The sequence below is a fragment of the Gemmatimonadota bacterium genome, from assembly GCA_016714015.1.
Classification (GTDB): domain Bacteria; phylum Gemmatimonadota; class Gemmatimonadetes; order Gemmatimonadales; family Gemmatimonadaceae; genus Pseudogemmatithrix.
In genome coordinates this window covers 1371994-1396502 of record JADJNZ010000001.1, presented here as the reverse complement: position 1 = coordinate 1396502, position 24509 = coordinate 1371994, and the positions used below count along the sequence as shown (strand labels likewise).

Annotated in this window: 16 protein-coding genes; 7 read left to right on the top strand and 9 right to left on the bottom strand. The window is 71.4% G+C overall.

Annotated features, from left to right (window positions below):
* Nucleotides 1-3 precede the first annotated feature (3 nt).
* Nucleotides 4-1050 carry a hypothetical protein gene (locus IPJ78_05970; GenBank protein MBK7906098.1) on the top strand — a complete coding sequence of 349 codons (1047 nt, stop codon included), beginning with the start codon at nt 4-6 and terminating at the stop codon, nt 1048-1050.
* A 3-nt stretch (nt 1051-1053) separates the two neighbouring features.
* Here the strand turns inward: IPJ78_05970 and IPJ78_05965 are convergent, their stop codons facing one another.
* From IPJ78_05965 to IPJ78_05950, 4 genes are all read right to left on the bottom strand, one after another.
* Nucleotides 1054-2097: a dihydroorotate dehydrogenase-like protein gene (locus IPJ78_05965; protein MBK7906097.1), complete on the bottom strand. Its 1044-nt coding sequence runs from the start codon at nt 2095-2097 to the stop codon at nt 1054-1056.
* Entirely contained in the window at nt 2090-5683 is a 3594-nt protein-coding gene (gene nifJ / locus IPJ78_05960) for a pyruvate:ferredoxin (flavodoxin) oxidoreductase (GenBank protein MBK7906096.1), read from the bottom strand. The genes IPJ78_05965 and nifJ overlap by 8 nt, the downstream gene beginning before the upstream one ends.
* Nucleotides 5684-5800: 117 nt before the next feature.
* Complete coding sequence (locus IPJ78_05955) at nt 5801-6484, bottom strand: hypothetical protein (protein MBK7906095.1); 684 nt, start codon at nt 6482-6484, stop codon at nt 5801-5803.
* Nucleotides 6485-6548: 64 nt separating this feature from the next.
* Nucleotides 6549-8876, bottom strand: coding sequence for a penicillin acylase family protein (locus tag IPJ78_05950; protein ID MBK7906094.1), 2328 nt, complete (start codon nt 8874-8876; stop codon nt 6549-6551).
* Nucleotides 8877-8987: 111 nt separating this feature from the next.
* Between IPJ78_05950 and IPJ78_05945 the strand changes: the two genes are divergently transcribed.
* Both IPJ78_05945 and IPJ78_05940 read left to right on the top strand, forming a co-directional pair.
* Nucleotides 8988-12380 carry a hypothetical protein gene (locus tag IPJ78_05945; protein ID MBK7906093.1) on the top strand — a complete coding sequence of 1131 codons (3393 nt, stop codon included), beginning with the start codon at nt 8988-8990 and terminating at the stop codon, nt 12378-12380.
* An 82-nt stretch (nt 12381-12462) separates the two neighbouring features.
* Entirely contained in the window at nt 12463-12855 is a 393-nt protein-coding gene (locus IPJ78_05940; protein ID MBK7906092.1) for a hypothetical protein, read from the top strand.
* Nucleotides 12856-12938: 83 nt separating this feature from the next.
* On the opposite strand, the gene IPJ78_05935 is transcribed toward IPJ78_05940, so the two are convergent.
* From IPJ78_05935 to glnA, 5 genes are all read right to left on the bottom strand, one after another.
* Complete coding sequence (locus IPJ78_05935) at nt 12939-13850, bottom strand: hypothetical protein (GenBank protein MBK7906091.1); 912 nt, start codon at nt 13848-13850, stop codon at nt 12939-12941.
* 25 nt (nt 13851-13875) lie between these two features.
* Complete coding sequence (locus tag IPJ78_05930) at nt 13876-14427, bottom strand: FKBP-type peptidyl-prolyl cis-trans isomerase (protein ID MBK7906090.1); 552 nt, start codon at nt 14425-14427, stop codon at nt 13876-13878.
* Complete coding sequence (locus IPJ78_05925; GenBank protein MBK7906089.1) at nt 14424-15338, bottom strand: universal stress protein; 915 nt, start codon at nt 15336-15338, stop codon at nt 14424-14426. Before IPJ78_05925 ends, IPJ78_05930 begins: the two co-directional genes overlap by 4 nt.
* Before the next feature lie 98 nt (nt 15339-15436).
* On the bottom strand, nt 15437-18004 hold the full coding sequence (locus tag IPJ78_05920; GenBank protein ID MBK7906088.1) for a cation-translocating P-type ATPase: 2568 nt from the start codon (nt 18002-18004) through the stop codon (nt 15437-15439).
* A gap of 180 nt (nt 18005-18184) precedes the next feature.
* Nucleotides 18185-19546, bottom strand: a complete 1362-nt coding sequence (gene glnA / locus IPJ78_05915) for a type I glutamate--ammonia ligase (GenBank protein ID MBK7906087.1) — start codon at nt 19544-19546, stop codon at nt 18185-18187.
* Nucleotides 19547-19609: 63 nt separating this feature from the next.
* Between glnA and IPJ78_05910 the strand changes: the two genes are divergently transcribed.
* From IPJ78_05910 to IPJ78_05895, 4 genes are all read left to right on the top strand, one after another.
* Nucleotides 19610-20374: a zinc ribbon domain-containing protein gene (locus IPJ78_05910; protein ID MBK7906086.1), complete on the top strand. Its 765-nt coding sequence runs from the start codon at nt 19610-19612 to the stop codon at nt 20372-20374.
* Between the two features lie 235 nt (nt 20375-20609).
* Nucleotides 20610-21740, top strand: coding sequence for a response regulator (locus IPJ78_05905; protein MBK7906085.1), 1131 nt, complete (start codon nt 20610-20612; stop codon nt 21738-21740).
* A gap of 120 nt (nt 21741-21860) precedes the next feature.
* Complete coding sequence (locus IPJ78_05900; GenBank protein MBK7906084.1) at nt 21861-23276, top strand: TolC family protein; 1416 nt, start codon at nt 21861-21863, stop codon at nt 23274-23276.
* The gene (locus IPJ78_05895; GenBank protein ID MBK7906083.1) at nt 23273-24496 is read left to right on the top strand and encodes an efflux RND transporter periplasmic adaptor subunit; all 1224 of its coding nucleotides are present in this window, start codon (nt 23273-23275) and stop codon (nt 24494-24496) included. Before IPJ78_05900 ends, IPJ78_05895 begins: the two co-directional genes overlap by 4 nt.
* Nucleotides 24497-24509 lie beyond the last annotated feature (13 nt).

Genomic DNA, 24509 nt, shown 5'->3' with positions numbered 1-24509 from the left:
CGCATGCACCGCGCCTCAGCGTTCCGTCGCACCAGCCTGACCACCCTCCGCGCCGCCCTCCGCGGCGCAGTCGTCCCGGCCCTCGTCCTCCTCCCGGTCGCCGTGGCGGCGCAGGACTCGCCCGCGCTCCCTCGCGGGTGGTCGGCCTACTATGCCATGGGGGCGAGCAGCGTCCCCGGGCCGACGGCGCTCGGCTCCGCCGCGCCTGCGGGGTCGCTCGGTGTCGCCTACGAGCGCCCCTTCGCCGAGCGACTCACCTGGCGGGCCGAGCTCGGGTATGGCGGGATCTTGGCCGACGGCGGACCGGCGCCGAGCGAGTTCTCGGAGGCGTCGAAGCTGCAGGTCCCGCGCACGCACCTCGGGGTCTCCGTCCGGCGCTACTCGGACCGGCGCGCCTGGATCGCCGGCGGCGTGAATGCAGCCTTCCAGAGCGAGTGCTGGGTGGATGTCACCGGCGGCATCGGCGTGACGGGGACGTATTCCATAGACTGCCCGGACTTCACCGATCGCGAGTACGAGTCCGCGCCCGTCGCTGCGAACCTGACGCTTGGCGCGGGGCTCGACCGCGGCCGCTTCGGGTTCGCGCTTCGGGTGGAGCAGGGCGTCACGCCGACGGTCCGCGTGAACGGCACCGGTCAGCGCGCGCGACTCCTCGCGGCGGAGATCCAGTACCGGTTCGGCCACGAGGCGCGGGGCACGACGCCGCCGCCGCGCGGCGCGCGCGCGACGGCGCCGCTCCCCGGGCAGATGGCGGCGGGGACGGTGGGCTGGGCGCTCGGCGCCGTGGCGGGACTGGTGATCGGCGACATGATGGCGGCGAGCGAGAACGACTGGGGAGCGCCGCTGCTCGGCGCGTTCGTCGGCGCCCCGCTCGGGACGACGTTCGCGATCCACGCGTTCGGGCGCTCGAAGGGGCTGCGCTCGAACGTCGTCGCGACGTACGGTGGCGCGCTCGCCGGCATGTTCGGCGGCCCGGCGATGTGGGCGACCTCGCCGCTCGGGGCGGCGGTCGCGTACAACGCGCTCAGCCGCGAGCGGGTGGTGCGCTGAGCCCTAGTGGCCCGACGCCGTCTTGCCCGTCGTCTGCTTCGGCGTCACGTGCTTGGCGCGCCACCCGTCGAGCAGCCGGATGTAGTTGAGCCGTTCCCACACGTGCGCATCCGGCGCGGTCCCCATCGCCAGCACGCCGCGCGCCTCGTCGCTCGACACGTACCCGGTGTGCCCGAGCCAGGCGCGCAGGTCGTGCAACATGGTCGCGACGTGCTCCGGCCCATGCTCGAGCAGGGCGGAAGTCACCTGCACCACGTCCGCGCCGCAGAGCAGCGCCTTCGCCACGTCCTGTCCCGAGTGCGCGCCGCCGGTGCAGGCGAGCGAGATGGGCACGTGCGGGGAGAGCACGGCGAGCGCGTGCAGCCTCAGCGGCAACTCGCGCGGCGCGGAGAGCTGCAGGCGCCGGTCGACGCCGAGGGTGTCGAGGTCGATGTCCGGCTGGTAGAAGCGATTGAACAGCGTGATGCCGTGCGCGCCCACGGACTGGAGCCGCTTGGCGAAGGACGGCACCGACGTGTAGAACGGGCCGATCTTCACCGTCACCGGGATGTCCACCGCGTGGGTGACCGACTCCACCACGGCGATCTGGCGATCCTCCACCCGCTTGGCGCCCTCGTCCATCGCCGTGACGACATCGTAGAGATTGAGCTCGATCGCATCGGCGCCGCGCGCCTCGCAGGCCCGCGCGTACTCGGTCCAGCCGCCGGGCGTGGTGCCGTTGAGCGAGGCGATCACCGGCACCTTGAGCCGCGCCCGCAGGCGCTGCAACTGCCGGAGATACGGTTCCGCGCCGAGGGAGAAGACGTCGACATCGGGGAGGAACCCGCTCGCCTCGGCGTCGCCGTTGGCACGCGCATCGATGAAGTGATGCGCGGCCATCTGCTCGTTGACCACCTGCTCCTCGAAGAGGGAGTACATCACCACCGCCCCGGCCCCGGACTCGACCGCCCGCGCCGCGAGTTCGACGTCATGCGAGAGCGGGCTCGCGCCCAATACGATCGGACTGACGAGCGGCAGTCCGAGCCAGGTCGTTCGGAGGTCAACCATGGTGATGCTCCGGCGGGAGGTGGATCTTGGCCATCTGTTCGTACAGCGCGCGACGTTGCTTCACCGCATCGCGCGCGGCATCCAGCAGCTCGGCGTAGCGTTCGCTCGAGCGCAGCTCGACCATCCGGAACCGCGCCTCCTGCTCCATGTACTTCGCCACGTCGAGCCGCGGCTCGGGCGAATCGAGCACGAGCGGCGACTCGCCGCGGTCCACCCGCGCCGGGTCGTAGTGGTAGAGCGGCCACATGCCGCTGTCGATCGCGCGCTTCTGCTGCTGCGGGCTCTTGAGCAGGTCGTAGCCGTGCGCGATGCAGGGGCTGTGCGCGATCACGAGGCTCGGTCCCGGATGCCGCTCGGCCTCGAGGAGCACCTCGACGGTCTGCTGGCTCCGCGCCTGCAGCGCGATCTGCGCGACGTACACATGCCCGTAGCTCATCGCGAGGAGGCCGAGGTCCTTCTTCCGCCCCGGCTTGCCCGCGGTCGCGAACTTCGCGGCCGCACCAAGCGGCGTGGCCTTGCTCGCCTGCCCACCGGTGTTGGAATAGACCTCGGTGTCGAGCACGAGCACGTTCACCTTCTTCTGCGAAGCGAGGACGTGGTCGAGCCCGCCGAAGCCGATATCGTACGCCCAGCCGTCGCCGCCCACGATCCAGAGCGAGCGCGGCACGAGATGGTGCGCGATGGGGAGCAGCGCGCGCGCGTCGGCGCTCGCATCGGCCTTGAGCAGCGCCTCGAGCGCGGCGATGCGTTCACGCTGGGCCGCGACGTACGCGTCGTCGTGACCGGCCGGTGCGAGCAGCCCGCTCACGAGCACTTCGGGCAGGCGACTCGCCAGCGCCTCGACGAGACTGCGCGCGCGACCGGCGAGCGTGTCGAGCGAGAGCCGCATGCCGAAGCCGAACTCGGCGTTGTCCTCGAACAGCGAGTTCGCCCAGGCCGGCCCGCGCCCGTCGGCGTTGGTGGTGTAGGGCGTGGTCGGGAGATTGCCGCCATAGATGGACGAGCACCCCGTCGCGTTGGCGATCACGAGCCGGTCGCCGTAGAGCTGCGTGAGGAGCCGGAGGTACGGCGTCTCGCCGCAGCCGGCGCAGGCGCCGCTGAACTCCATGAGGGGCAAGCGCAGCGCGGCCGAGCGCTTCTCGATCTCGATCCCGCCGAGCGGGGCTGACGGGATGGTCTCGTAGAAGGCGAAGGCCTCGCGCTCGCGGTCGCGGTGCAGGTCGAGCGGCGTCGCCATGAGCGCCTTGCGTGACGGCGCCTTGCGATCCTTGGCGGGACAGACCTCGATGCAGAGTCCGCAGCCCGTGCAATCCTCCGGGGCGACCTGCACGGTGAAGCGCGTGCCCTCGGCCATCGGATAGATGTCCTGCGCGATCGACTTGAAGCCCTCGGGCGCGCCGGCGAGCGCCTCGGGCGCGTAGACCTTGGTCTGGATCGCCGTGTGCGGGCAGATCATCGAGCAGAAGTTGCACTGGACGCAGAGATCCTCGTTCCAGGTGGGGATCTCCTGCGCGATCGCGCGCTTCTCGAAGCGGCTCGTGCCGGTGGGCCAGGTGCCGTCGGGCGGGAAGGCGCTCACCGGGAGGAGGTCGCCGCGTCCCTCGAGGAGGAGGCGCGTGACGTTCTGCACGAAGTCGGGGGCCTTGCCGTGCACCGCGGGCGGGCGATGCCGCGCGGTGGTCGGCGCCGCCGGGAGCTCGATCGAGCGCAGGGAGGCGAGCGCGGTGTCGAGCGCGACGATGTTGCGCTTCACCACCTCGGTGCCGCGCCTTCCATAGGAGGTGACGACGCTGGCCTTGATGTGCGCCATCGCCTCCTCGAACGGGAGGACCTTGGAGAGCGAGAAGAAGCAGGCCTGCATCACCGTGTTGATGCGGCGGCCGAGTCCGGCGCGCTCGGCGACGCCGTAGCCGTCGATCACGTACACCTTGCAGTGCCGGTCGATGAGCTGCCGCTGCGCCTCGACGGGGAGCGAGTCGAAGAAGCGTTCGGCGGGGACCGCGGTGTTCACGAGCACCGTCGCGCCGGGCATCGCCGCGTCGAAGACGTCGCGCCGCTCGAGGAACTCCGGGTCGTGCACGGCGATGAACTGCGCGCGCGCGATGCGATAGGTGGAACGGATGGGGCGCGGACCGAAGCGCAGGTGGCTGATGGTCGTCGATCCCGACTTGCGGGAGTCGTACTCGAAGTGCCCCTGCGCGTACTGCGTGGTCTTCTCGCCGATGATCTTGATCGTGGCCTTGTTGGCCGAGACGGTGCCATCGGAGCCGAGTCCGAAGAAGATCGCGCGGCGCACGTCGTCGGCCTCGATGTCGAGCTCGGTGTCCCAGGGGAGCGAGCTGCCGGAGACGTCGTCGCGGATGCCGATGGTGAAGCGCGACTTGGGGGCGGGCTTCGCGAGCTCGGCGAAGACGGCCTTGGCCATCGCCGGCGTGAACTCCTTGCTGGAGAGGCCGTAGCGACCGCCGATGAGTCGCGGCATCACCTTGCGGTCGCCGCGGGCCACCGCGTCGACGAGGGCGAGCGCGATCTCCTGGAGGAGCGGTTCGCCGGTCGCGCCGGGTTCCTTGGTGCGGTCGAGCACCGCGATGCGCTGCGCCGTGGGCGGGAGCGCGGCGAGCAGGTGCGCCGCGGAGAAGGGGCGGAAGAGCCGGACCTTGAGGACCCCGACCTTCTCGCCCCGTTCCTGCATCCACTCCACCGTCTCGTGCGCGCATTCGGCGCCGGAGCCCATCATGATGATCACGCGCTCCGCATCCGGTGCGCCGACAAATTCGAAGAGCTGGTACTCGCGGCCGGTGAGCGCCTTGAACCTCGCGAAGGTCTCGGCGAGGAGCCCGGGGAAGGCGGCGTAGAACGGCTCGCAGGCCTCGCGCCCCTGGAACCAGGCATCGGGGTTCTGCGCGGTGCCGCGCAGCGTCGGATGGTCGGGGTCGAGGCCGCGCGCGCGGAAGGCGGCGAGCGCCTCGTCGTCGAGCAGGGCGCGCAGCGTGTCGTCGTCGAGGCGCGCGACCTTGGTGATCTCGTGCGAGGTGCGGAAGCCGTCGAAGAAGTGCAGCACCGGGATCCGCGAACGCAGCGTCACCGCGTGCGCGACGGCGGCGAGGTCCTGCGCCTCCTGCGCGTTCCCCGAGCAGAGCAGCGCCATCCCCGTCATGCGCGCGGACATCACGTCGCTGTGGTCGCCGAAGATCGAGAGCGCATGCGTCGCGAGCGTGCGCGCCGCCACATGGAGCACGAAGGGCGTGAGTTCGCCGGCGATCTTGTAGAGGTTGGGGAGCATGAGCAGCAACCCCTGCGACGCCGTGAAGGTCGTCGTGAGCGCGCCGGTCATGAGCGCGCCGTGCACCGCGCCCGCGGCACCACCCTCGGACTGCATCTCCATCACCTCGGGGACGCGGTGCCAGAGGTTGGGCTTCGCATCCGCACTCCACGCGTCTGCATGCTCGCCCATCGGCGAGGCGGGAGTGATCGGGTAGATCGCGATCACCTCGCTGAGGCGATACGCCACCGAGGCGACCGCCTCGTTCGCATCGAGCGTCTTGTGGCGTCCGTTGGTCCGGGCGTGCGGAGCGACTTCAGTCATCAGCGGCGTGCCTCGTGGAGGGCTAATGCCCCACACGTTGCGGCTGGTGATTTGTCTCCGCTGTCGGGTGTCGGGGGGAACCTGTCCGGGGATTCCCCTACACTTCCATCAGCACCGCTACGGCGTGCCCGTCGCCGAGATCGTGACCGGGTCGAGCGTCCAGACCTGGATGCTCGCGGTGTTCGCGCCGGCCACGGCGCCGGTGGTCCAGCGCAGCGTCACCTCGCCGGTGGCGTTGGTGGACGCGGTCTGCGGCGTGAACGACCCGCCGCCCGCGGTGACCTGCACCGCGACGGGGATGCCGACCATCGGCACGTTGTTGGCGCCGAGGACGCGCACGACGATCGAGACCGGGAGGGCCACACCGGCGCGCGCCGTCTGGTTGTTCCCCTGCGCGATCACCACCTGCGTGGGCACGAGGCCCGTCGCGGCGACGATCACCGGTTCCAACCCCGGCGCGGTCGCGATCAACGACTGCGTCGTCGCGCTCGGCCCGAGCGTCCAGGTCGCGAGGACCTCGCCCGACGCATCGCTCTCGGCAGACGTGGGCGTGACCGCGCCGCCGCCCGAGCCGATCTGGAGGGTGAGCGTGCGCCCTTCGATCCCGTTGCCGGTGGAGTCGATGGCGCGCAGGATCACAGCGGTGGGCAGCACCTTGCCGACCTGCGCCGACTGGTCGGCTCCCTGCACGACGATGATCCCCGCCACGGGGGCGGGGGCGGCGGCGTCCTTCGCACAGGCCGTGAGGATCAGGCCGAGGAGGAGCGCGCCGGGGGCGCGGGAAAGGAGTCGAGTGCGCATGGGTGCTTCGATGAGTATCGGCCGTTCCGGCGCCGACTCCACCCCATGCGCACGACCCTACGGGCTATTGCCGGGCGGGGATGATCCGGAGCGTCGTCACGGCGCGCGCCTCGACCTTCGCGCGCGTGAACGGCATGGGCCACGCCTCGCCCGCGAGGTGCGGCTCGAGGAAGTCGGCGAAGTGCGGACTGAGCGGATTCCCCGACTGCCCGAGATGGCGGCTGAGCGTGAAGCCATCGACGTCGGCCCAGTCGAGCACGAAGCGCATGCTCGGCCCCGCCTCGTCGTGCAGGGCGCGCGTGGTGGTGTCGAACCGCGCGAAGGCCGCGTCGAGCGTCGCGTCGTCCCCGCCGATGGCGATGGGGCCGCGCGTGAGGCCGAGCCACTTGTCGAGTGCGGCGACGCTCGCGAGCGGATGGCGCACGGTGAGCGTCTGCATCTCGCCGAAGGGTCGCTGCCAGCGCTCGGCGAGCGCCTTCCGCATGGCGCGCACGGCGATCGCCTCGAGCGTCTCGCGGTCCGGCGTGCGCGCATCGTCGGCGAAGGCCTCGGCGCTGTCGGAGAGCGCGGCGAGCGTGAGGGACGCCGCCTTGCGCCAATCGGCGCCGAGTTCGTCCTCGAAGAGCTCGCGCGGCAGCGCGTGCCACCAGTAGGCCCAGAGCGTGGCGGCGGTATCGCTCACCGCGACGCGACCGTTCCAGTCGCGCAGCGACCTGGCGGCGGCCGCGTTCCCCGCCTGCTCCGCCGCGGTGGCCGCGAGCAGGCGCCAGCGCACCGCGTTCCCCGAGACGAGATCCATCTGCGCTGCGGTCATCGCGGCGACGCCGACCTTCCCGTTGGGGTCGGTCCCCGTGGTGTCGGTGCCGCGCACCGCGGCGGAGAGGATCGCGGCGATGCGCGTCTTGCGGGTGAGGTCGTAGTAGCCCGGGATCGGATACGGATAGGCGTCACCGACCACCTGGTCGTTGGTGGTCGCGAGCCATCCCTGCGCGGGATTGAGCGCGAAGGGGCGCTCCTCGAGCGGGCGGTAGCCGCGCCACTGCGCGCGCGCGTCGGTCCCCGACTGCGGCACGAAGGTGTCGTAGCCGTCGCGCACGGGGATCGGGGCGCCGAGCTGGTAGCCGATGTTGCCCTGCTTGTCGGCGTAGGTCCAGTTGACCGCGAGCGAGCCGAGGTTGGTGACGGCGCGACGGAATCCCTCGAAGTCCTTGACGCGGTCGAGCGCGTTCACGCCGGCCATCACGCTCCAGGCGGGGAGGTCGTAGCCGGACCAGTGGAGCACGAGGGCGGTGTCGCCGCGCACGGTCATGACCGGCCCGCGCGGCGCGCGGAGGATCCGCGCGATGCGCGGCGCCTCGCCCTTCACGAGGATCGTCTCCGCCTGCACGAGCACGGGCGCCCATCCGTCGGCGGTCCGCACGCGGGGGGTGGGGGTGTCGGCCCCCTCGATCACTTCATTGTAGTCGTCCACCAGGTCTACCGGCGCGACGGTGAACGCCCAGCTCACCGTGCCGTTGTGGCCCATGGTGATGGCCGGGAACCCCGGGGCACTGACGCCGACCATCTCGAGCCCTTCGGCGGAGTGCAGGCCGACGGCGTACCAGAGTCCGGGCGCGCTGGAGAGTTCGAGGTGCGGGTCGGACGCATGGATCGCGGCGCCGCTCGCCGAGTGCCGTGGCGCGACGACCCAGGAGTTGGAGGCCTTGGTCATCTTCGGGGCGGCCTGCGTGAGCGGGACCGTGGCCGGTGACCAGGCATGCACCGCATTCGCGAGCCGGCTGGCGTCGCCGCCGAGCCGACCGAACACCTCGCGATAGTCCTTGCCCTTGTCCATGAGCGTGAGCGAGAACCAGCTCTGGTAGAAGCCCACCACGCTCACGTCCTCGACCGTCCAGGGCCGCGGCTTGAAGCCGAGGATGACGAACTCCGGCGGCAGCGGCTTGGCCTGCGCGATCCAGGCGTTCACGCCGGCGAGGTACTGCTCCATGGTGGCGCGCACCGCGGGGTCGAGCGACCCGATGTCGCGCGCGTTCTGCCAGGCGAAGCCGAGGCGGCGCTGCTCCTCGTCGAGCTCGACGGCGATCGCCCCGAAGATCTCCGAGAGCTCGCCGCGCGCCATGCGCCGGGTGAGCTCCATCTGGAAGAGCCGCTCGCTGGCGTGGAGCCAGCCGAGGGCGAAGCGGGCGTCGGCGTCGGTCCGGGCGTAGACCTGCGGCACGCCGCGGGCGTCGAAGAGGACCTCGATCTCGGCGCCCGGTCCGGGCACCGCGACCGACCCTTCGTACTGGGCGACCGAGCGGCGGAGGTAGGCCCGCCCGCCGAACCAGGCGGAGGCGACGAGGACGAGGGCGAGCGCCGCGAGGACGCCGAGGAGGCGGAGCAGGATGCGCATGGGGCGGAAAGCTATCGGCTCCCCAGCGAAGCCGCCGCGCCGTACGTTCTACGCCTGTCGGCCGCTCGGCGGTCCGGCGTGCAGTCCACCCTCAGTGCGTGGAGATCCACCGTGATCCACCTGCGTCATCGGGCCCTCGCCACCGCGCTCCTCGCGGCCGCGGCGACACCGGCCCTCGCCCAGCTCCCCGTCGCGACCGAGTTCGATGCGTTGCATTTCCGCTCGATCGGTCCCGCCACGATGTCCGGCCGCGTGGCCGACCTCGCGGTGTACGAGAAGAACCCCGCGGTCTACTACGTCGCCACCGCGCACGGCGGCCTCTGGAAGACCACGTCGAACGGCGCGATGTGGACGCCGCTCCTGCAGGACCAGGGGCTCATGTCCCTCGGCGACGTGACGATGTCGCAGACCAACCCGGATCTGGTGTGGGTGGGCGGCGGCGAGTCGAACAACCGCCAGTCCACCGGCTGGGGCGACGGCGTCTACAAGTCCGTGGACGGCGGGAAGAGCTTCACGCACATGGGGCTGCGCGACACCAAGCACATCAACCGGATCGTCATCGATCCGGCGAACAACGACATCGTCTACGTCGCCGCGACCGGTCCGCTGTGGGGCCCCGGTGGCGAGCGTGGCGTCTTCAAGACGACCGACGGCGGCCGCACCTGGCGGAAGGTCCTCGCCGGCGACGAGAACACCGGCGCCAACGACCTCGCGATGTCGTCGAAGGACCCGCGCGTGCTCTACGCGTCGATGTACCAGCGGCGCCGCACCAACTGCTGCATGAACGGCGGCGGGCCCGGCAGCGGGATCTTCAAGTCGGTGGACGGCGGCGAGACGTGGACGAAGCTCGCGGGCGGCCTCCCCGCCGGTGACCTCGGCCGCATCGGTCTCGACAGCTACCGGCAGGACCCGAACATCCTGTACGCGAGCATCGAGGCGCCGAGCATCGTGCCGGTGGACTCGGGCAAGACCGGGCTCTGGCGGTCGGATGACGCCGGCGCGACCTGGCGCAAGCTCAACGCGACCAACCCGCGCCCGATGTACTTCTCGCAGGTGCGCATCGATCCCAACAACGCCGACCGCGTGTACATGGGCGGCGTGGGGATGCAGATGACGATCGACGGCGGCAAGACGATCGAGACCGACGCGGCGCGCGTCACGCATGACGACGTGCACGCGATCTGGATCGATCCGGGCAACTCGGAGCACGTGCTCATCGGCAATGACGGCGGTCTCGCGGTGTCATACGACATGTCGAAGACCTGGACCTTCATCCCGAACCTGCCGGTGGGGCTCTTCTACCATGTCGGCTACGACATGGAGATGCCGTACAACATCTGCGGCGGCATGCAGGACAACTACAACTGGTGCGGACCCAGCGCCTCGCGCCACGGCGCCGGCATCTACAACTACGACTGGTTCCAGATCCTCGGCGGCGACGGCTTCGTCGCCATCCCCGACCCGCGCGATTCGCGCTGGGTGTTCACCGAGTCGCAGGACGGCAACACGATCCGTCGCAACGTCGTCACCGGCGAGTCGCGGTCGATCCGTCCGAATGCGACGAACGTGACGCCGGCCCCGGCGGCGGGCGACCCCCCGTACCGCTTCCATTGGGACACGCCGATGATCCACGGCACCGAGGCCGGCGTGCTCTTCGTCGGCGGCAACAAGGTGTTCCGGTCGACCGATCGCGGCGACTCGTGGGCGGTGATCTCGCCGGACCTCACACGCAACGGCAACCGCAACGACTCGACGATGTTCGGCGTGAAGAACACCGACATCCGCATCGCGCGCAACGACGGCATCCAGGTGTGGCCGGCGATCGTCGCGCTGGCCGAGTCGCCCAAGCAGGCGGGGCAGATCTGGGCCGGCACCGACGACGGCGCCGTGCAGATGACGAAGGACGTGGGCAAGACGTGGACCGACGTGACGAGCCGCCTCCCCGGCTTCCCCGCCGGCGCGTTCATCGCCGAGGTCGTGCCGAGCCGCTTCGACGCGAACGTCGCGTACGTGGCGGTGGATGACCACCGGCAGAACAACTACGGCGCGTACGTGTGGATGACCACCGACGGCGGCACGAGCTTCCGTCGCATCGACGGCGGCCTCGCCGGCGAGGTGGTGCACACGCTCACCGAGGACACGCGGAACGCGAACGTGCTGTATGTGGGCACCGAGTCGGGCATCTTCCTCTCGCTCGACCGCGGCGCGACGTGGAAGCGCCTGCGCGCGAACTTCCCGAACGTCCGCGTGGACGAGATCACGATCCACCCGCGCGACAACGCGATGCTCGTGGCGTCGCATGGCCGCGCGATCTGGGTCCTCGACCACCTCGAGCCCATCCAGGAGTACACGGCCGCGCAGTCGGTCGCGGCGGCGCGCCTCTTCTCGGTGCCGACCGCGCTGCAGTGGAAGGCGAAGGACGATCGCAACGACGAGTTCTGGGGCCACCAGACCTTCATCGGCGAGAATCCGCCGACCGAGGCGGTGATCTCGTTCTACGTGAAGACCCCGCCGCAGGCGCTGATGGTGCGGATCTCGAGCGGGACGAAGGTCGTTCGTGAGCTCACCGTGCCGGCGACGAAGAACCGCGCGGGCATCCAGACCGTGTGCTGGGACCAGCGCGTCGCGCCGATCACCGGTGCGCCGGCGGGCGGCCCGGGCGGGTTCGGCGGCGGTGGTGGTGGTGGCGGCGGGCAGTTCGGGCAGGGTGGTGGCAATCGCACGCCCGCGGTGCCGGGCGTGCCGGTGGCGCTCCCCGAGGCGGGCTACAAGCCGCAGAATCCCTGCGCCGCGGGTGGTCCGGGTGCGGGCGGCCCGGGCGGTGGCGGTGGCTTCGGCGGGTTCGGTGGCGGCGGCAACGCCGGCCCTTGGGCGACGCCGGGGACCTACACCGTCTCGCTCGTCGCGGACGGCACCGTCATCGACAGCAAGCCGATGACGATCGTGATGGATCCGAAGGTCGCCGATCGCTTCGCCGGCGCGCCGCGCGTGGCGTACGACAAGCTCGCGAACGACCTGCACGCGGCGCAGCAGCGCGGGCAGGACGTGGCGACGCGGCTCACCGCGCTCGCGACGCAGCTCACGCAGGTGACGGCGAAGATGGATTCGACGGCGACGATCACGCCGGAGATGAAGACGGCGTTCGACGCGTTCCGCACCGAGTTCAATGCGGTGCGCACGAAGTTCGGCGTGCAGTTCCGCATGCCGGGCGCGCCGGCGGCGCCGGCCCCGGGCGGCCCGGGTGGCCCGGGTGGTGGTGGTGGTGGCGGCGGGTTCGGTGGTGGTGGCGCGGCGCAGCCGGGCAACGCCCTCGGACGCGTCGGTCAGGTGAAGGGCCTGCTCCTCGGCATCTGGGAGGCGCCGAGCGCGGCGATCACCAAGGGCGCGGCGGACGCGATGAAGGCGCTCGATGACGCCAGCAAGGAAGCGCAGACCCTGCTCGCCAAGCTCCCGCGCCTGAACGAGACGCTCAAGCCCTCGGGCCTGGCGATCACGCTCCCGTAGGGAAGGTCCGTTAGGTTGCAGGGTATCAAAGGGGGCGCGTCCGACCTGGGCGCGCCCCCGTTCCATTCCAAGGAGATCGTTGATGCGCACCCTTCGTTCGTTCCGTACCGCGGCGCTCGTCGTCGTCGGCCTCGCCCTCACCGCTTCGGCCGCCTTCGCGGCGGTCGCGCTGCATGATGTCACCGGGACCTGGGCGCTCGAGGTCGTGACCGAGAACGGCACCGGCACGCCGACGCTCAAGCTGAAGCAGGAGGGCAACACCCTCACCGGCACCTACGAGTCGCGCATGATGGGCGTGCGCGCGCTCAAGGGCACGGTGAAGGGCGATTCACTGATGTTCGACCTCGCCACGAGCGGCGAGAGCACCGTGGTGCTGAGCTTCCTCGGCGTGATCGTCGATGCCGACCACATCAAGGGTGCCGTCGATTTCGCCGGTCAGGGCGGCGCGACGTTCAGCGGCACGCGGCAGAAGTAGCCGCGGTCAAGGTGGAAGGAGCAAGAAGGGCCGTCCGAGTGGGCGGCCCTTCGTCCTTCTCCCTTCCGCCTTCTACCCTCCGCTCAGCGCTGGCCGAAGTTGTACACGAAGTTGACGAGCGGGAAGCAGCACCCGCTCCCGATCCCGGTGAAGCCGCCCATGCCGAGGTCGGCGGAGATCCGGTCACCGATGAAGCGCACGCCGCCGGAGAGGAAGCCTTCGTTGTCGCCGCCGGTGAAGATCCAGTTCTCGGTGATGAGCTTCACGCGACGGCTCACGCGCGTCTCGCCGCCCAGCATCACGATCGGATGGCTCGCGACGTCGGACGTGCCGCTCGCCCAGTGATAGCCCCAACCCGCGCCCGCCGTGAGCGCGCGATCCCTGGTCCCCCAGGTGCCCGCCCCGTAGAGGATGCCGACGGAACCGTCGTCGATGACATCCTCAGGGAGCACGAAGCCGAGGGCGCCCACGGCGTAGGCCGAGCGCTCGCGCTGCGCGACCGTGTACTTGGGCGCGAAGTACCAGACGCGGCCGAAGGCCTCGGGGATGATCGGCGTGCCGCCGGCGATGGTGAAGCGGTCGGTCACGCCGTACGCGACGAGTGGCAGGAAGAGCTGGAAGCTCGAGATGTAGCCGTCCCCCTTCCGGAGCGGCCTCGCGGTGGAGGTGAAGAAGAGCCGCGTGCCGTTCGGATCCTCCACCCAGAAGGCGCCGTCCACCGCACGCCCCGTCGTGAGGCGCATCGATTCGATCTGCGCGCGCTGCAGTTCGAGCCGCACCCCCGCGGAGGTGACGAGCACCACGCGGTCCGCCGATTCCTCGGTCACCCGGCCGTAGAGCACCGAGCCGTCCTTGAGCCGCACCTCGGTGATGGTGTCACGCGGGGTGGCGGCGACCGTCGGCGCCTGCGCGGCGAGCGGCGCGGCGCGGCCGGCCGCGAGGACGAGGGCGAACAGCGAGGCGAGGAGGTACGAACCGCGAGCGAATGCGCGCATGGGATCCGTGGTGAGGAGAGGAGGGTTACCGCACGCCGTCGAGGCGCATGACGAAGACCATCACCGAGTTCGGCGGGACCTTCGCGGTGCCGCGCGGACCGTAGGCGAACCGCGAGGGCACCACGAGCTGGCGGGTCCCGCCCACTCGCATACCCCGCACGCCGAGATCCCACCCGCGGATGACGATCCCCTCGCCGACCTTGAAGGCGAGCGGGCGCGCGCCCGGCGCGGTGCGATCGATCTCCGTGCCGTCCGGGAGCATGGCGACGTACGAGACGAGCACCTCTCGGCCCGCCGTGGCGGGGACGCCGGTCCCCTCCTCGATGTCGCGGTAGTAGATGCCGGTCGGCAGTCGCGTCATCGCGAGGAGCACGACGTTGAGGTCGGCGGCGAAGGTCGTCTGCTCGACTTCGCCCTGCGGGGCGGCGAGCGCGCCATCGACCGGTGGTGGGCCGGCGTCCGGCGCGACGGTCGCCGGCGCGCCACCCGCCGCGGTCGCGCCCGCGCATCCCGCCGCGGACCAGGTGAACAGGGTCGTCAGCGCGGCGAGGCGCACGGATCGGAACGGGATCGTCATGCCTGAATCGTAGCGTCTCCCTCCGCGCGTGGCACCACCAGCACCGGCACCGTGGCCGTCCGGATGAGCTTGTCGGCCACGCTCCCCACCAGCAGGCGCTGCACGCCGCTCAGTCCCTGCCCCGACATCACGATGAGATCGGCGTCGTGCTGTTCCACTGCCTCGAGCAGCACGCGCGCCACGTTCGCATCGACCCGCGCATCCATCCGGATGTCGAGCGAGGCTGTCGCCACTCGCCGCGCGAGCGGTTCGAGGTATGCGGCCGTGAGCTCCGCCACCGGATCGCGCTTCAGGTTCATGCCGGCCACCGCCGACATCGGATGGATGACGTGCACCAGCACGAGCCGGGTGGGCGCCGTTCCCGCCAGCGTCTTCGCCGCGTCGATCGCCGCCTCGGCGCGGGCCGAGCCGTCCACCGGCACGAGGAAGCGCACGAACGGAGGCGAGCCCGCCATCCGCTTCGCCGTCGGTCGCGCGCCGCGCACGAGGAGCACCGGCACGGTGGCGTGGCGCACGAGCGCGTCCGCCACGCTCCCCAGCCAGAGTCGCTGGAAGCCGCCGCGACCGTGCGTACTCATCACGATCAGCCCCGCCCCACGCTCGGCCGCGACCGCGCAGAGCGTCGGCACCGCCTTGCCCGTGCGGAACACGGCTTCCACGGGGACCTCGGTGAGCTTCGCGGTGCGGCGCGCGAGCCGTTCGACGTAGGTGCGACTGTCGCGCTCGAGCTGTTCGTCGAGCGCCGTGTCGCCCACCGGCGCACCCCCGCCGAAGGTGAGCGGCATCATCGGCGCGTGCGCATGCACCAGCAGCAACGTCGCGTGATGCTGCTCGGCGAGCGGGATCGCCAGCGAGAGTGCGCGCTCCGCGAGTTTCGACCCGTCGACCGGGACGAGGATGGTGCGGTACATGGCGACTCCTGATGAAGGACCTCCTGCACCCTGCCGCATCGCGCACGCGTGCGCGAGAGCGAAGCCCCGGCCTGCGGGCACAGGATTCCCTGAAGGCGCTACCCGACCTCGGGTGCCGCGGCGCCGGGCGCATCGACGCCGCGTTCGCGCCAGAGCCAGCCGCGACGGATCGCCGCCTTCTCCAGTTCCACCGCGACGAACCCCGCCGTCGATACCAGTGCGCAGAAGCCCAGCTCACGCATCGTCAGCGGCTGCGTCCGGAGCAGGCGGTTGAGCACCGGCAGGTAGAGCGCCGCGAGCTGCAGCGCGACGGTCAACGCCACCGCGCCGAGCAGCGCGGGGTTGCGCCAGAACCCCACATGGAACGCCTCGCGCTCCGACCGGATCGCGAGCAGGTGCCCCACCTGGAGGAAGGCGAGGACGGTGAACGTCATGGTCTGCCACGCCCCCTGCGCGTCGCGCGACCAGGTCCACGCCTGTGTCGCGAGCGTGGCACCGCCCATCAGAAGCCCGACCCACACCGCGTGCTGCCAGAGCCCGCGCCCGAGGATGCTCTCGTCCGGTGCGCGCGGCGGACGCTGCATGAGGGACCGCTCGCCCGGCTCCACCCCGAGCGCGACCCCGGGCAACCCGTCGGTGACGAGGTTGATCCACAGGAGGTGGATGGGCAGCAGCGGGATCGGCAACCCGATCAGCGGCGCGAGGACGAGGGTCCAGATCTCGGCCGAATTGCAGGTGAGCGCGTAGCGCACGAACTTCCGGATGTTGTCGTAGATACGCCGGCCTTCGCGCACGGCACTCACGATCGTCGCGAAGTGGTCATCGAGCAGGATGAGGTCCGACGCCTCCCGCGCGACGTCGGTCCCCGCGCGCCCCATCGCGATGCCGATGTTCGCCCGCTTGAGTGCCGGCGCGTCGTTCACCCCGTCGCCCGTCATGGCGACGAACTCGCCGCGCGCCTGCAGCGCCTCGACGATCGCGATCTTCTCCTCCGGCGTCACGCGCGCGTGGACGCCATCGACGATGCCGAGCCGGGCCGCGATCGCGCGCGCCGTCGCCGGATGATCGCCGGTCACCATCACCACCTTGATCCCCGCGCGCCGGCACTCGGCGACCGCGGCCGCCGCGTCGGCGCGGGGGGGATCGAGCAAGCCCACCAGTCCGAGGAAGGTCAGCTCGGCCTCGACCTCCGCCGCCACGAGGGGGGACGGCAGCGACGGGAGCTCGCGCATCGCGATCGCGAGCACGCGCATCCCCTCCGCCGCGAGCCGATCGGCCGCGGCATGCAGCACCGCGCGCGACTCCCCGATGACGCCATCGAGCGCGGGACCGTCCGCGACGCGCACGCACCGGTCGATCACGACTTCCGGCGCGCCCTTCGTGAAGGCCACCACGCGACCGGGCCCCGCGTGCACCGTCGTCATCCGACCTCGCGCCGACGTGAACGGCAACTCCGCCACCCGCGGCAGCGCCTGCGAGGCCAACGACTTCTCGACTCCCGCGGACCGCGCGGCCTCGAGCAGCGCGACCTCGGTCGGATCACCCGCGCACGTGCCGTCCGCGGCGACGTCGGCGTCGTTGCTCAGCGCCAGCGCGAGCAGGAGGTCGCGCGGTAGCTCGCCGGTGATGGGGAGATCCGCGTCGCGCGAGGCCGCGGTCCGCACCGCGACCACGCGCATGCGATTCTCGGTGAGCGTGCCGGTCTTGTCCGAGCAGATGTAGGTGACGGAGCCGAGCGTCTCCACCGCCGGCAGACGGCGGATGAGCGCGTGCCGCACCGCCGCGCGACGCGCGCCGAGGGCGAGTGCCACCGTCACCACCGCAGGCAACGCTTCGGGGATCGCGGCCACCGCGAGACTCAGGGCGGTGAGCAGCATCAGCCCCGCGGGCTCGCCGCGCAGCAATCCCGCCGTGAAGAGCACGGCGCAGATCGCGAGCACCGCGAGCGCGAGCCGCCGCGTGAAGCGGGCGAGGCGCTGCTGGAGCGGCGTGCGTGGTACCTCCACCTCGGCCAGCAGCGTCGCGATGCGTCCGAGCTCGGTGCGCATGCCCGTCGCGGTGACGACGCCCAGTCCGCGCCCGCTCGCGACCACCGTCCCCTTGTACGCCATCCCGCGCCGGTCGCCGAGCCGTGCCGACTCGGGCACAGGCGCCACCTGTTTCCCCACGGATTCCGATTCGCCGGTCAGCGCCGCTTCGGCGACGCGCAGGTCCGCCGCTTCCACGAGGCGGAGATCGGCGGCGACCATGTCACCGGCCTCGAGTCGCACGAGGTCGCCGCTCACGAGCAGCGCGGCGGCGACCGTCCTGGTCGCGCCATCGCGTCGCACGCGCGCGCGCGGTGCGGCGAGATCCTTCAGCGCCGCGACGGCGCGTTCGGCGCGATACTCCTGCACGAAGCCGAGCACGGCATTGATCGCGAGGATCGCGAGGATCGCGACCATGTCGCCGGGTTCGCCGAGCGCGCCCGCGAGGATGGCGGCCGCCGCGAGCACCGCGACCGTGAAGTCGGCGAACTGCGCGAGGAGGATGAGCAGCGGGCCGCGGTGCGCGCCCTCGGGCAGGAGGTTCGGGCCATCGCGCGCCAGACGGCGCGCGGCCTCGGCGTCCGCGAGTCCGTCACGGGGGTGCGTCCCGAGCGCGGCGACCACCTCGTCCGCGGGCATCGCATGCCAGCGCGGCTGGACCGCCGATGACGTCGATGCGCTCGACGCCGTCCCCGGTGCCGACGAGGGCGCGGACGCGGTGCTCATGCTGCAATGTCCGCGCGCGCGCCGCGCGCCGGAGGAGGGGACGTTCCCTGTGCGACGTGAGGGAATCCCCGCCCGCGGGGCCCTGCCGATCGGTCAGTACTTCGCCAGGTACTGTTCCAGTTCCCAGGCCGAGACCTGCGAGATGTACTCGCGCCACTCCTCGCGCTTGGCGGCGAGGAAGTGCTGCGTCACGTGCGGACCGAGCGCGTCGGTGATCTCGGTGTCCTTCTCGAGCTCGTCGCACGCCTCGTTGAGGTCGTGCGGGAGGTCGTCGATGCGCAGGCGGCGCCGCTCGCGGAAGCTCATCTCCCAGATGTTCTCGTTCACCGGCTCGCGGCTCGTGGCTTCGGTCGAGATGCCGTCGAGTCCCGCGGCGAGCATCACGGCGAGCGCGAGGTACGGATTGGCGGCCGGGTCGGGCGAGCGCAGTTCCACGCGCGTGCCCGTGCCGCGACGTTCCGGCACGCGGATGAGCGGCGAGCGGTTGCGCATGGACCAGGCGACGTTGATCGGCGCCTCGTAGCCGGGCACGAGCCGCTTGTACGAGTTGACGAGCGGGTTGGTGATGGCGCTCATGCCGCGCGCGTGCTTGAGGAGCCCGCCGATGTAGTGATGCGCGACCGTCGAGAGCTGGTACTCGCCCTTGGGATCGAAGAAGGCGTTCTCGCCCTTGAGGAAGAGCGACTGGTGCGTGTGCATGCCGCTGCCGTTCTGCCCGAAGATGGGCTTGGGCATGAACGACGCCATGAGGCCGAACTGCTGGGCGACGTGCTTCACCACGAACCGGAAGGTCGCGATGTTGTCCGCGGTGGTGAGCGCATCGGCGTAGCGGAAGTCGATCTCGTGCTGGCCGTGCGCCACCTCGTGGTGCGCGGCCTCCACCTCGAAGCCCATCTGCTCGAGCGTGGCGACGATCGCGCGGCGCGCCTCCTCGCCGCGATCCATCGGGGCGAGGTCGAAGTACCCGCCCACGTCGTGCGTGAGCGTCGCCGCGCCGCCGTCGGCGCCCTGCTTGAAGAGGAAGAACTCCGCCTCCATGCCGGCGTTCATCACGTAGCCGAGGGCGGCGGCCCGTGCCACCTGCTGCTTGAGCACCTGCCGCGGATCGCCGGCGAACGGCTTCCCCTCGGGGGTCGTCACGTCGCAGATCACGCGGGCGACCTTCGAGTGCGGGTCGCCCCACGGGAAGATCCGGAAGGTCGAGAGGTCGGGCTGCAGGAGCATGTCCGACTCCTCCACGCGCACGAACCCTTCGATGGATGAGCCGTCGAAGAGGATGTCGCCGGCGAGCGCCTTCTGGAACTGCGAGGCGGGGACCTCGACGTTCTTGTTCACGCCGAGGATGTCGGTGAACTGCAGGCGGAGGAACCGGACCTGGTGCGCATGCGCGAGCTCGAGGATGTCCCTCGGCGTCGCGCTGCTCAGGTCGGACGGGATGGGGCGCGGGGCGGTCATCGTGCTCGCAATATCGGGGAGGCCCCGGCTCCTCCGCTACGCTCGGGTCGTCCTGAGCGCGCGGTGCGCGGCCCGCGTGCGGCCGCGGCGATTAGTTTTCCCGCGATGACCAACCAGCGCTTCTGCACCAACTGCGGCGCGGGCCTCGGTGCCGCCGCGAAGTTCTGCCACCGCTGCGGCCAGGCGACCGACGGCTCCACGCGCGGCGCGGCGACCGGACCCGTTGGAGGGGGCGGCGCGAGCGGTGCGCAGATCCTCCCCTGGGCCGTGGCCGGCATCGCGCTCCTCTCGCTGTTCGCGTTCATCGTCGGACAGAACTTCGGGCGCACGCCGGGGGCCGCGCCTTCGGCGGGTCCGGTCGCGGTCGCGCCGGGACGCGCCCCCGACATCTCGCAGATGGGACCCGAGGAGCGCGCCGACCGACTCTTCCAGCGCGTGATGACGTACGTCGCCGAGGGGAAGAGCGACTCGGTCGCGTTCTTCTCGCCGATGGCGATCCAGGCGCAGCTCGCGCTCGCCCCGCTCGACGCGCATCGGCGCTATGACCTCGGCCTCCTCGGCATCGTGAGCGGCGACGGGGCGATGGCGCGCGCACAGGCCGATACCATCCTCGCGGCGAATCCCGATCATCTGCTGGGTCTCATCCTCGCGATGCGTGGCGCGGGGATGGCACAGGATGCGCCGGCGCGGGCCAAGTATGCGACGCATCTATTGGACATCGCGGATACGGAGCGGGCGAAGCGGCTCGCGGAGTACACGGACCATGATCCTGACATCACCGCGGCGTTGCGGGAGGCGAAGAACCCTTCCGCGCCTCCTATCGGCTGATTCGGGATAGTTTACGGGACACCAACTGTTCAGTAAAGCGCCACAAGTATTGGTAGGTTCAAGTGGAATCATCCCCAGCGATTCGCCCCACCTCCCCGGGGCAGGCTCTGGACGTTCGCTGCGGCCCTCGTGAATCCGTGGCACCGCACTTGCCGTTCTCATCCTGCAGGCGCGAGGATGGCGCCGCGCCGCCACGTGCGGCATCTTGCACCCGCCGCTCCGAACGAGCCGCGGCATGACCCGACTCCCGATGACCGAACGCCGCACCTCACAACCCAGCCGTCTCTCGCGCGCCATCCGGGCCATCACGGAGCCCCAGGTGCGTCGGATCCTGCTCGTCGATGACGAAGAGCTGATCCGTTCCGCGATCGCGAAGTTCCTGCGATCCAAGGGCTACGAGGTCACCACCTGCGAATCGGGGCCGGCGGCCCTCGACGCGCTCGAGCGCGAGAAGCACGTCCTCATGCTCGCCGACGTGCGCATGCCCGGCATGACCGGCCTCGCCCTCGTCCCGGCGGCACTGGCCGTCGACTCCGAGCTCGCGGTCATGATGCTCACCGCCGTGAACGATGCGCCGACCGCCACCGAGGCGCTCGCGCACGGCGCGATGGACTATCTCATGAAGCCCATCGAGCTCACCGACCTCGCCGCGGCGGTCGAGCGCGTGCTGCACAAGCGCGACCTCGCGATCGAGCAGCGCAAGGTCGAGCGCCTCATCCGCGAGGAGGTCGCCGCGCAGACGGAGGAGCTCAATCGCGAGCGCGCGATGCTCAACACGGTGCTCGTCGACGTCGTCCGGGCCCTCGTCTCCGCGCAGGAGGCCAAGGACACCTTCCTCCGCGGCCACTCCGATCGCGTCGCCGACCTCGCCGCCTCCATCGCCTCCGCGCTCAACCTCTCCGATGACGAGGTCGAGAACATGCGGATCGCGGGGCGCCTCATGGACGTCGGCAAGATCGGCATCCGCGAGTCGGTGCTCAACAAGCCGGGCGCGCTCACGCCCGAGGAGTTCGACCACGTCAAGACGCACGTCGAGATCGGCCTCGAGATCCTCTCGACCATCAAGCCCATCGCGCACCTGCTCCCCGCCATCCAGGACCATCACGAGCACTGGGACGGGAACGGCTACCCGCGCAAGCTCAAGGGCGAGCAGATCTCCCTCGGCGGCCGCATCCTCCACGCCGCGGACGCCTTCGACGCCCTCACCTCGCACCGCGCCTGGCGCGACCCGCTCTCGCCGGCCGAGGCGATCCGCTTCCTCGAGGAGCGCGCGGGCGCGATGCTCGACCCGGCCATCTTCGCCGCCCTCAAGAGCACCGTCACCCGCCGGAAGACGCTCGCCTTCCTCGAGCCCGTCCCGGAGTGACCGACTGACGGAACGCCGCGTCGTATGGGCGGATATCAGGGGCTCGGCACCGCCTCCAGGTGCCGGGCCCCTCGTGTCTCTCCGCTGAACGTCAGCCCCGGCCCGTGCGTTAATCCTCTGATGATTTCCACCCGCTCGGTCCTCGCCCTCCTCTGCCTCTCGGCCGCGGCGCTCCCGGCCCAGACGCCGGACACGCTGCGCCTCACCCTCGCCCAGACGGTGGAGCGCATGCTGCGCACCTCCGACGAGGCACGCATCGCCTTGGCGCAGGTCGACCTCGCCGATGCCCAGGTGACCGCGGCGCGCGCCGCCGGGATGCCGCAGCTCCGCCTCGCCAGCACCTACCAGCAGCAGGTCGAGAACGCCCGCGCGCTCATCGTCGGCAACGTCTTCGGCCAGAGCTACACCTACAACACGAACCTCCTGCTGCAGCAGTCGCTCTTCCAGGGCGGCCGCATCGTCGGTGCGAACCAGGCCGCGGCGCGCTCCGAGCGCGCGGCCCGCGCGACCAGCGAGGAGACGCGCATCACCCTCGCGGTGGATGCCCAGCGCATCTACCTCGGCGTGGCCCTCGCGGCACAGCTCGCTGACATCCAGCGGCGCAACCTCGAGATCGCGGACACGCGCCTCGCGCAGGCCGAGCAGCTCGAACGCACCGGTCGCGCCTCGCGCTACGACGTGCTCCGCGCGCGGGTCGAGCGCACCAACCTCGAACCGACGGCGCTCCAGGCCGAGAACGCGCGCGTCCTCGCCGAGCTCGAGTTCAAGCGCCTCCTCCAGGTCCCGGTCGCGCAGCCCATCGCCCTCTCCACCGTGCTCGACCCGACGGCGGTGCAGGCGATGGCCGCCGCCGCGCTCGCCGACGACCAGGCACCCGGCGTGCGCCCCGGCGTCCGGGCGGCCGAACTCACCGCGAGCGCTCGCGAGGCCGCCATTCGCGTGGCGCGCGCGGACCTGCTCCCCACGCTCAACGCGAGCTTCCAGCTCGGCTACCTCGCGCTCCCCGCCTTCAACGGGCTCCCCACGAAGATGGGCGAGAGCTCGCTCGCGTTCTGCGCGAACCCCGGCACGGCGACGCGTCCCTGCCAGAACAACGGCTGGTTCCCCGACCGCACCTTCAACGTGCAGTTCACCTGGCCGCTCTTCGACGGGCTGCGTGCCAAGGGCGCGATCGACGTCGCGCAGGCGCAGGCCCGCGTCGCGGACCTCCAGGTGCGCCAGTCGCGCGAACAGGCCTCGATCGACGTCGAGCGTGCGCGCGCCGAGCTCGTGCGCGCCCAGGCCACCTTCACCGCCCGCGCCGGCAACGTGCGCGAGGCGGCCGAGGCGTTCGATCTCGCGACCATGCGCCACGGCCGTGGCATCGGGACGCAGCTCGAGGTGTCCGACGCACAGCTCGCCCTGCTCATCGCGCGCTCCACCGAGGCGCGCGCGACCTTCGACCTCTATGTCGCGGTGGCCGACCTCGCGCGCGTGCGCGCGCGGCCGATCCCGCTCCCCGACGGCGGCACCGTCGCCCTCGGACCCAATCGATGACCAGACCTCCCATGCATTCCCTTCGCGCCGCCTCGAGCGTCGCCCTGCTCGCGCTCGCCCTCGCCGCCTGTGGCGGCGACGAGGCCGCCGCCAACGCCGCCACGCCGGGCAAGGCGCCGAGCGGCGCTCCCGGCGGCGCACCAGGCGGCAAGGCCCCCGGCGGCGGGCCGGCGGGCGGCGGCAATCGTGCCGGCGGCTCCGTCGTCCTCTCGCGTGCCGACGTCCACAAGGTCGAGGTCGGCCTCATCGAGGCGGGGATCGCGATCAGCGGCAACCTGCGGCCCATCGAGACGGTCAGCGTGCGGGCGCGGATCGAGGGTGATCTCGTCGCGCTCCACGTGCGCGAGGGCGACGCCGTGCGGGAAGGACAGGTGCTGGCCGAGTTCGAGGCGTCCGAGCAGGAGGCCGCGCTGCGCTCCGCCGAGGCGGACGAACTCGCCGCGCGCACGGAGTCGAGCACCGCGCAGTGGAACCTCGATCAGACGAAGGAACTCTTCCAGGCCGGGGCCGTGTCGGAGCGCGACCTGCGCGCCGCCGAGCAGGCGTCCCTCACCGCCAAGGCCCGCTTCGCGGCCGCCGAGTCGCGCGTGCGCGCCGCGGCCTCGCTCGCGCGCGACACGCGCGTCCTGTCGCCGGTGAACGGCGTCGTCGAGCGGCGCACGGTGGAGAACGGCGAACGCGTCACGCGCGGCGCGCAGCTGCTGACCGTGGTGCGGAGCGACATGCTCGAGCTCACCGCCGCGGTGCCGGCCCGCCGTGCGTCGGCGCTCGCGCGCGGCATGGAGGTGCGCTTCACCGCGGATGGCCGCGCGATCCAGGGGCGCGTCGCGCGCGTGAGTCCGACCATCGACCTGCAGTCGCAGTCGGTCACGGTGTTCGTCCAGGTCCCCAACGCCAACGGCCAGCTCAAGGGCAACACCTTCGCCACCGGACAGATCATCGAGCGGTCGCTCGCGGGCCAGTTCGTCATCCCGCAGGGCGCGGTGCGGCAGACCGCCGCCGCGGCCGGCGGGCAGACGTTCGTCTGGAAGGTCGCCGGCGGGGCGCTCGCGCGGGCCGACGTGAAGCTCGGCATCGTCGACGAGGCGCGCGGCGTCGTGCAGGTGACCGAAGGGCTCGTGGCCGGCGACGAGATCGTCATCGGCAACGTCGGCCTCCTCGGCGCCGGCATGCAAGTCCAGATCATCGGCGTCGAGACGCCGCAGCGCGGCCGTCCGTAGCCGACCCCCCGTC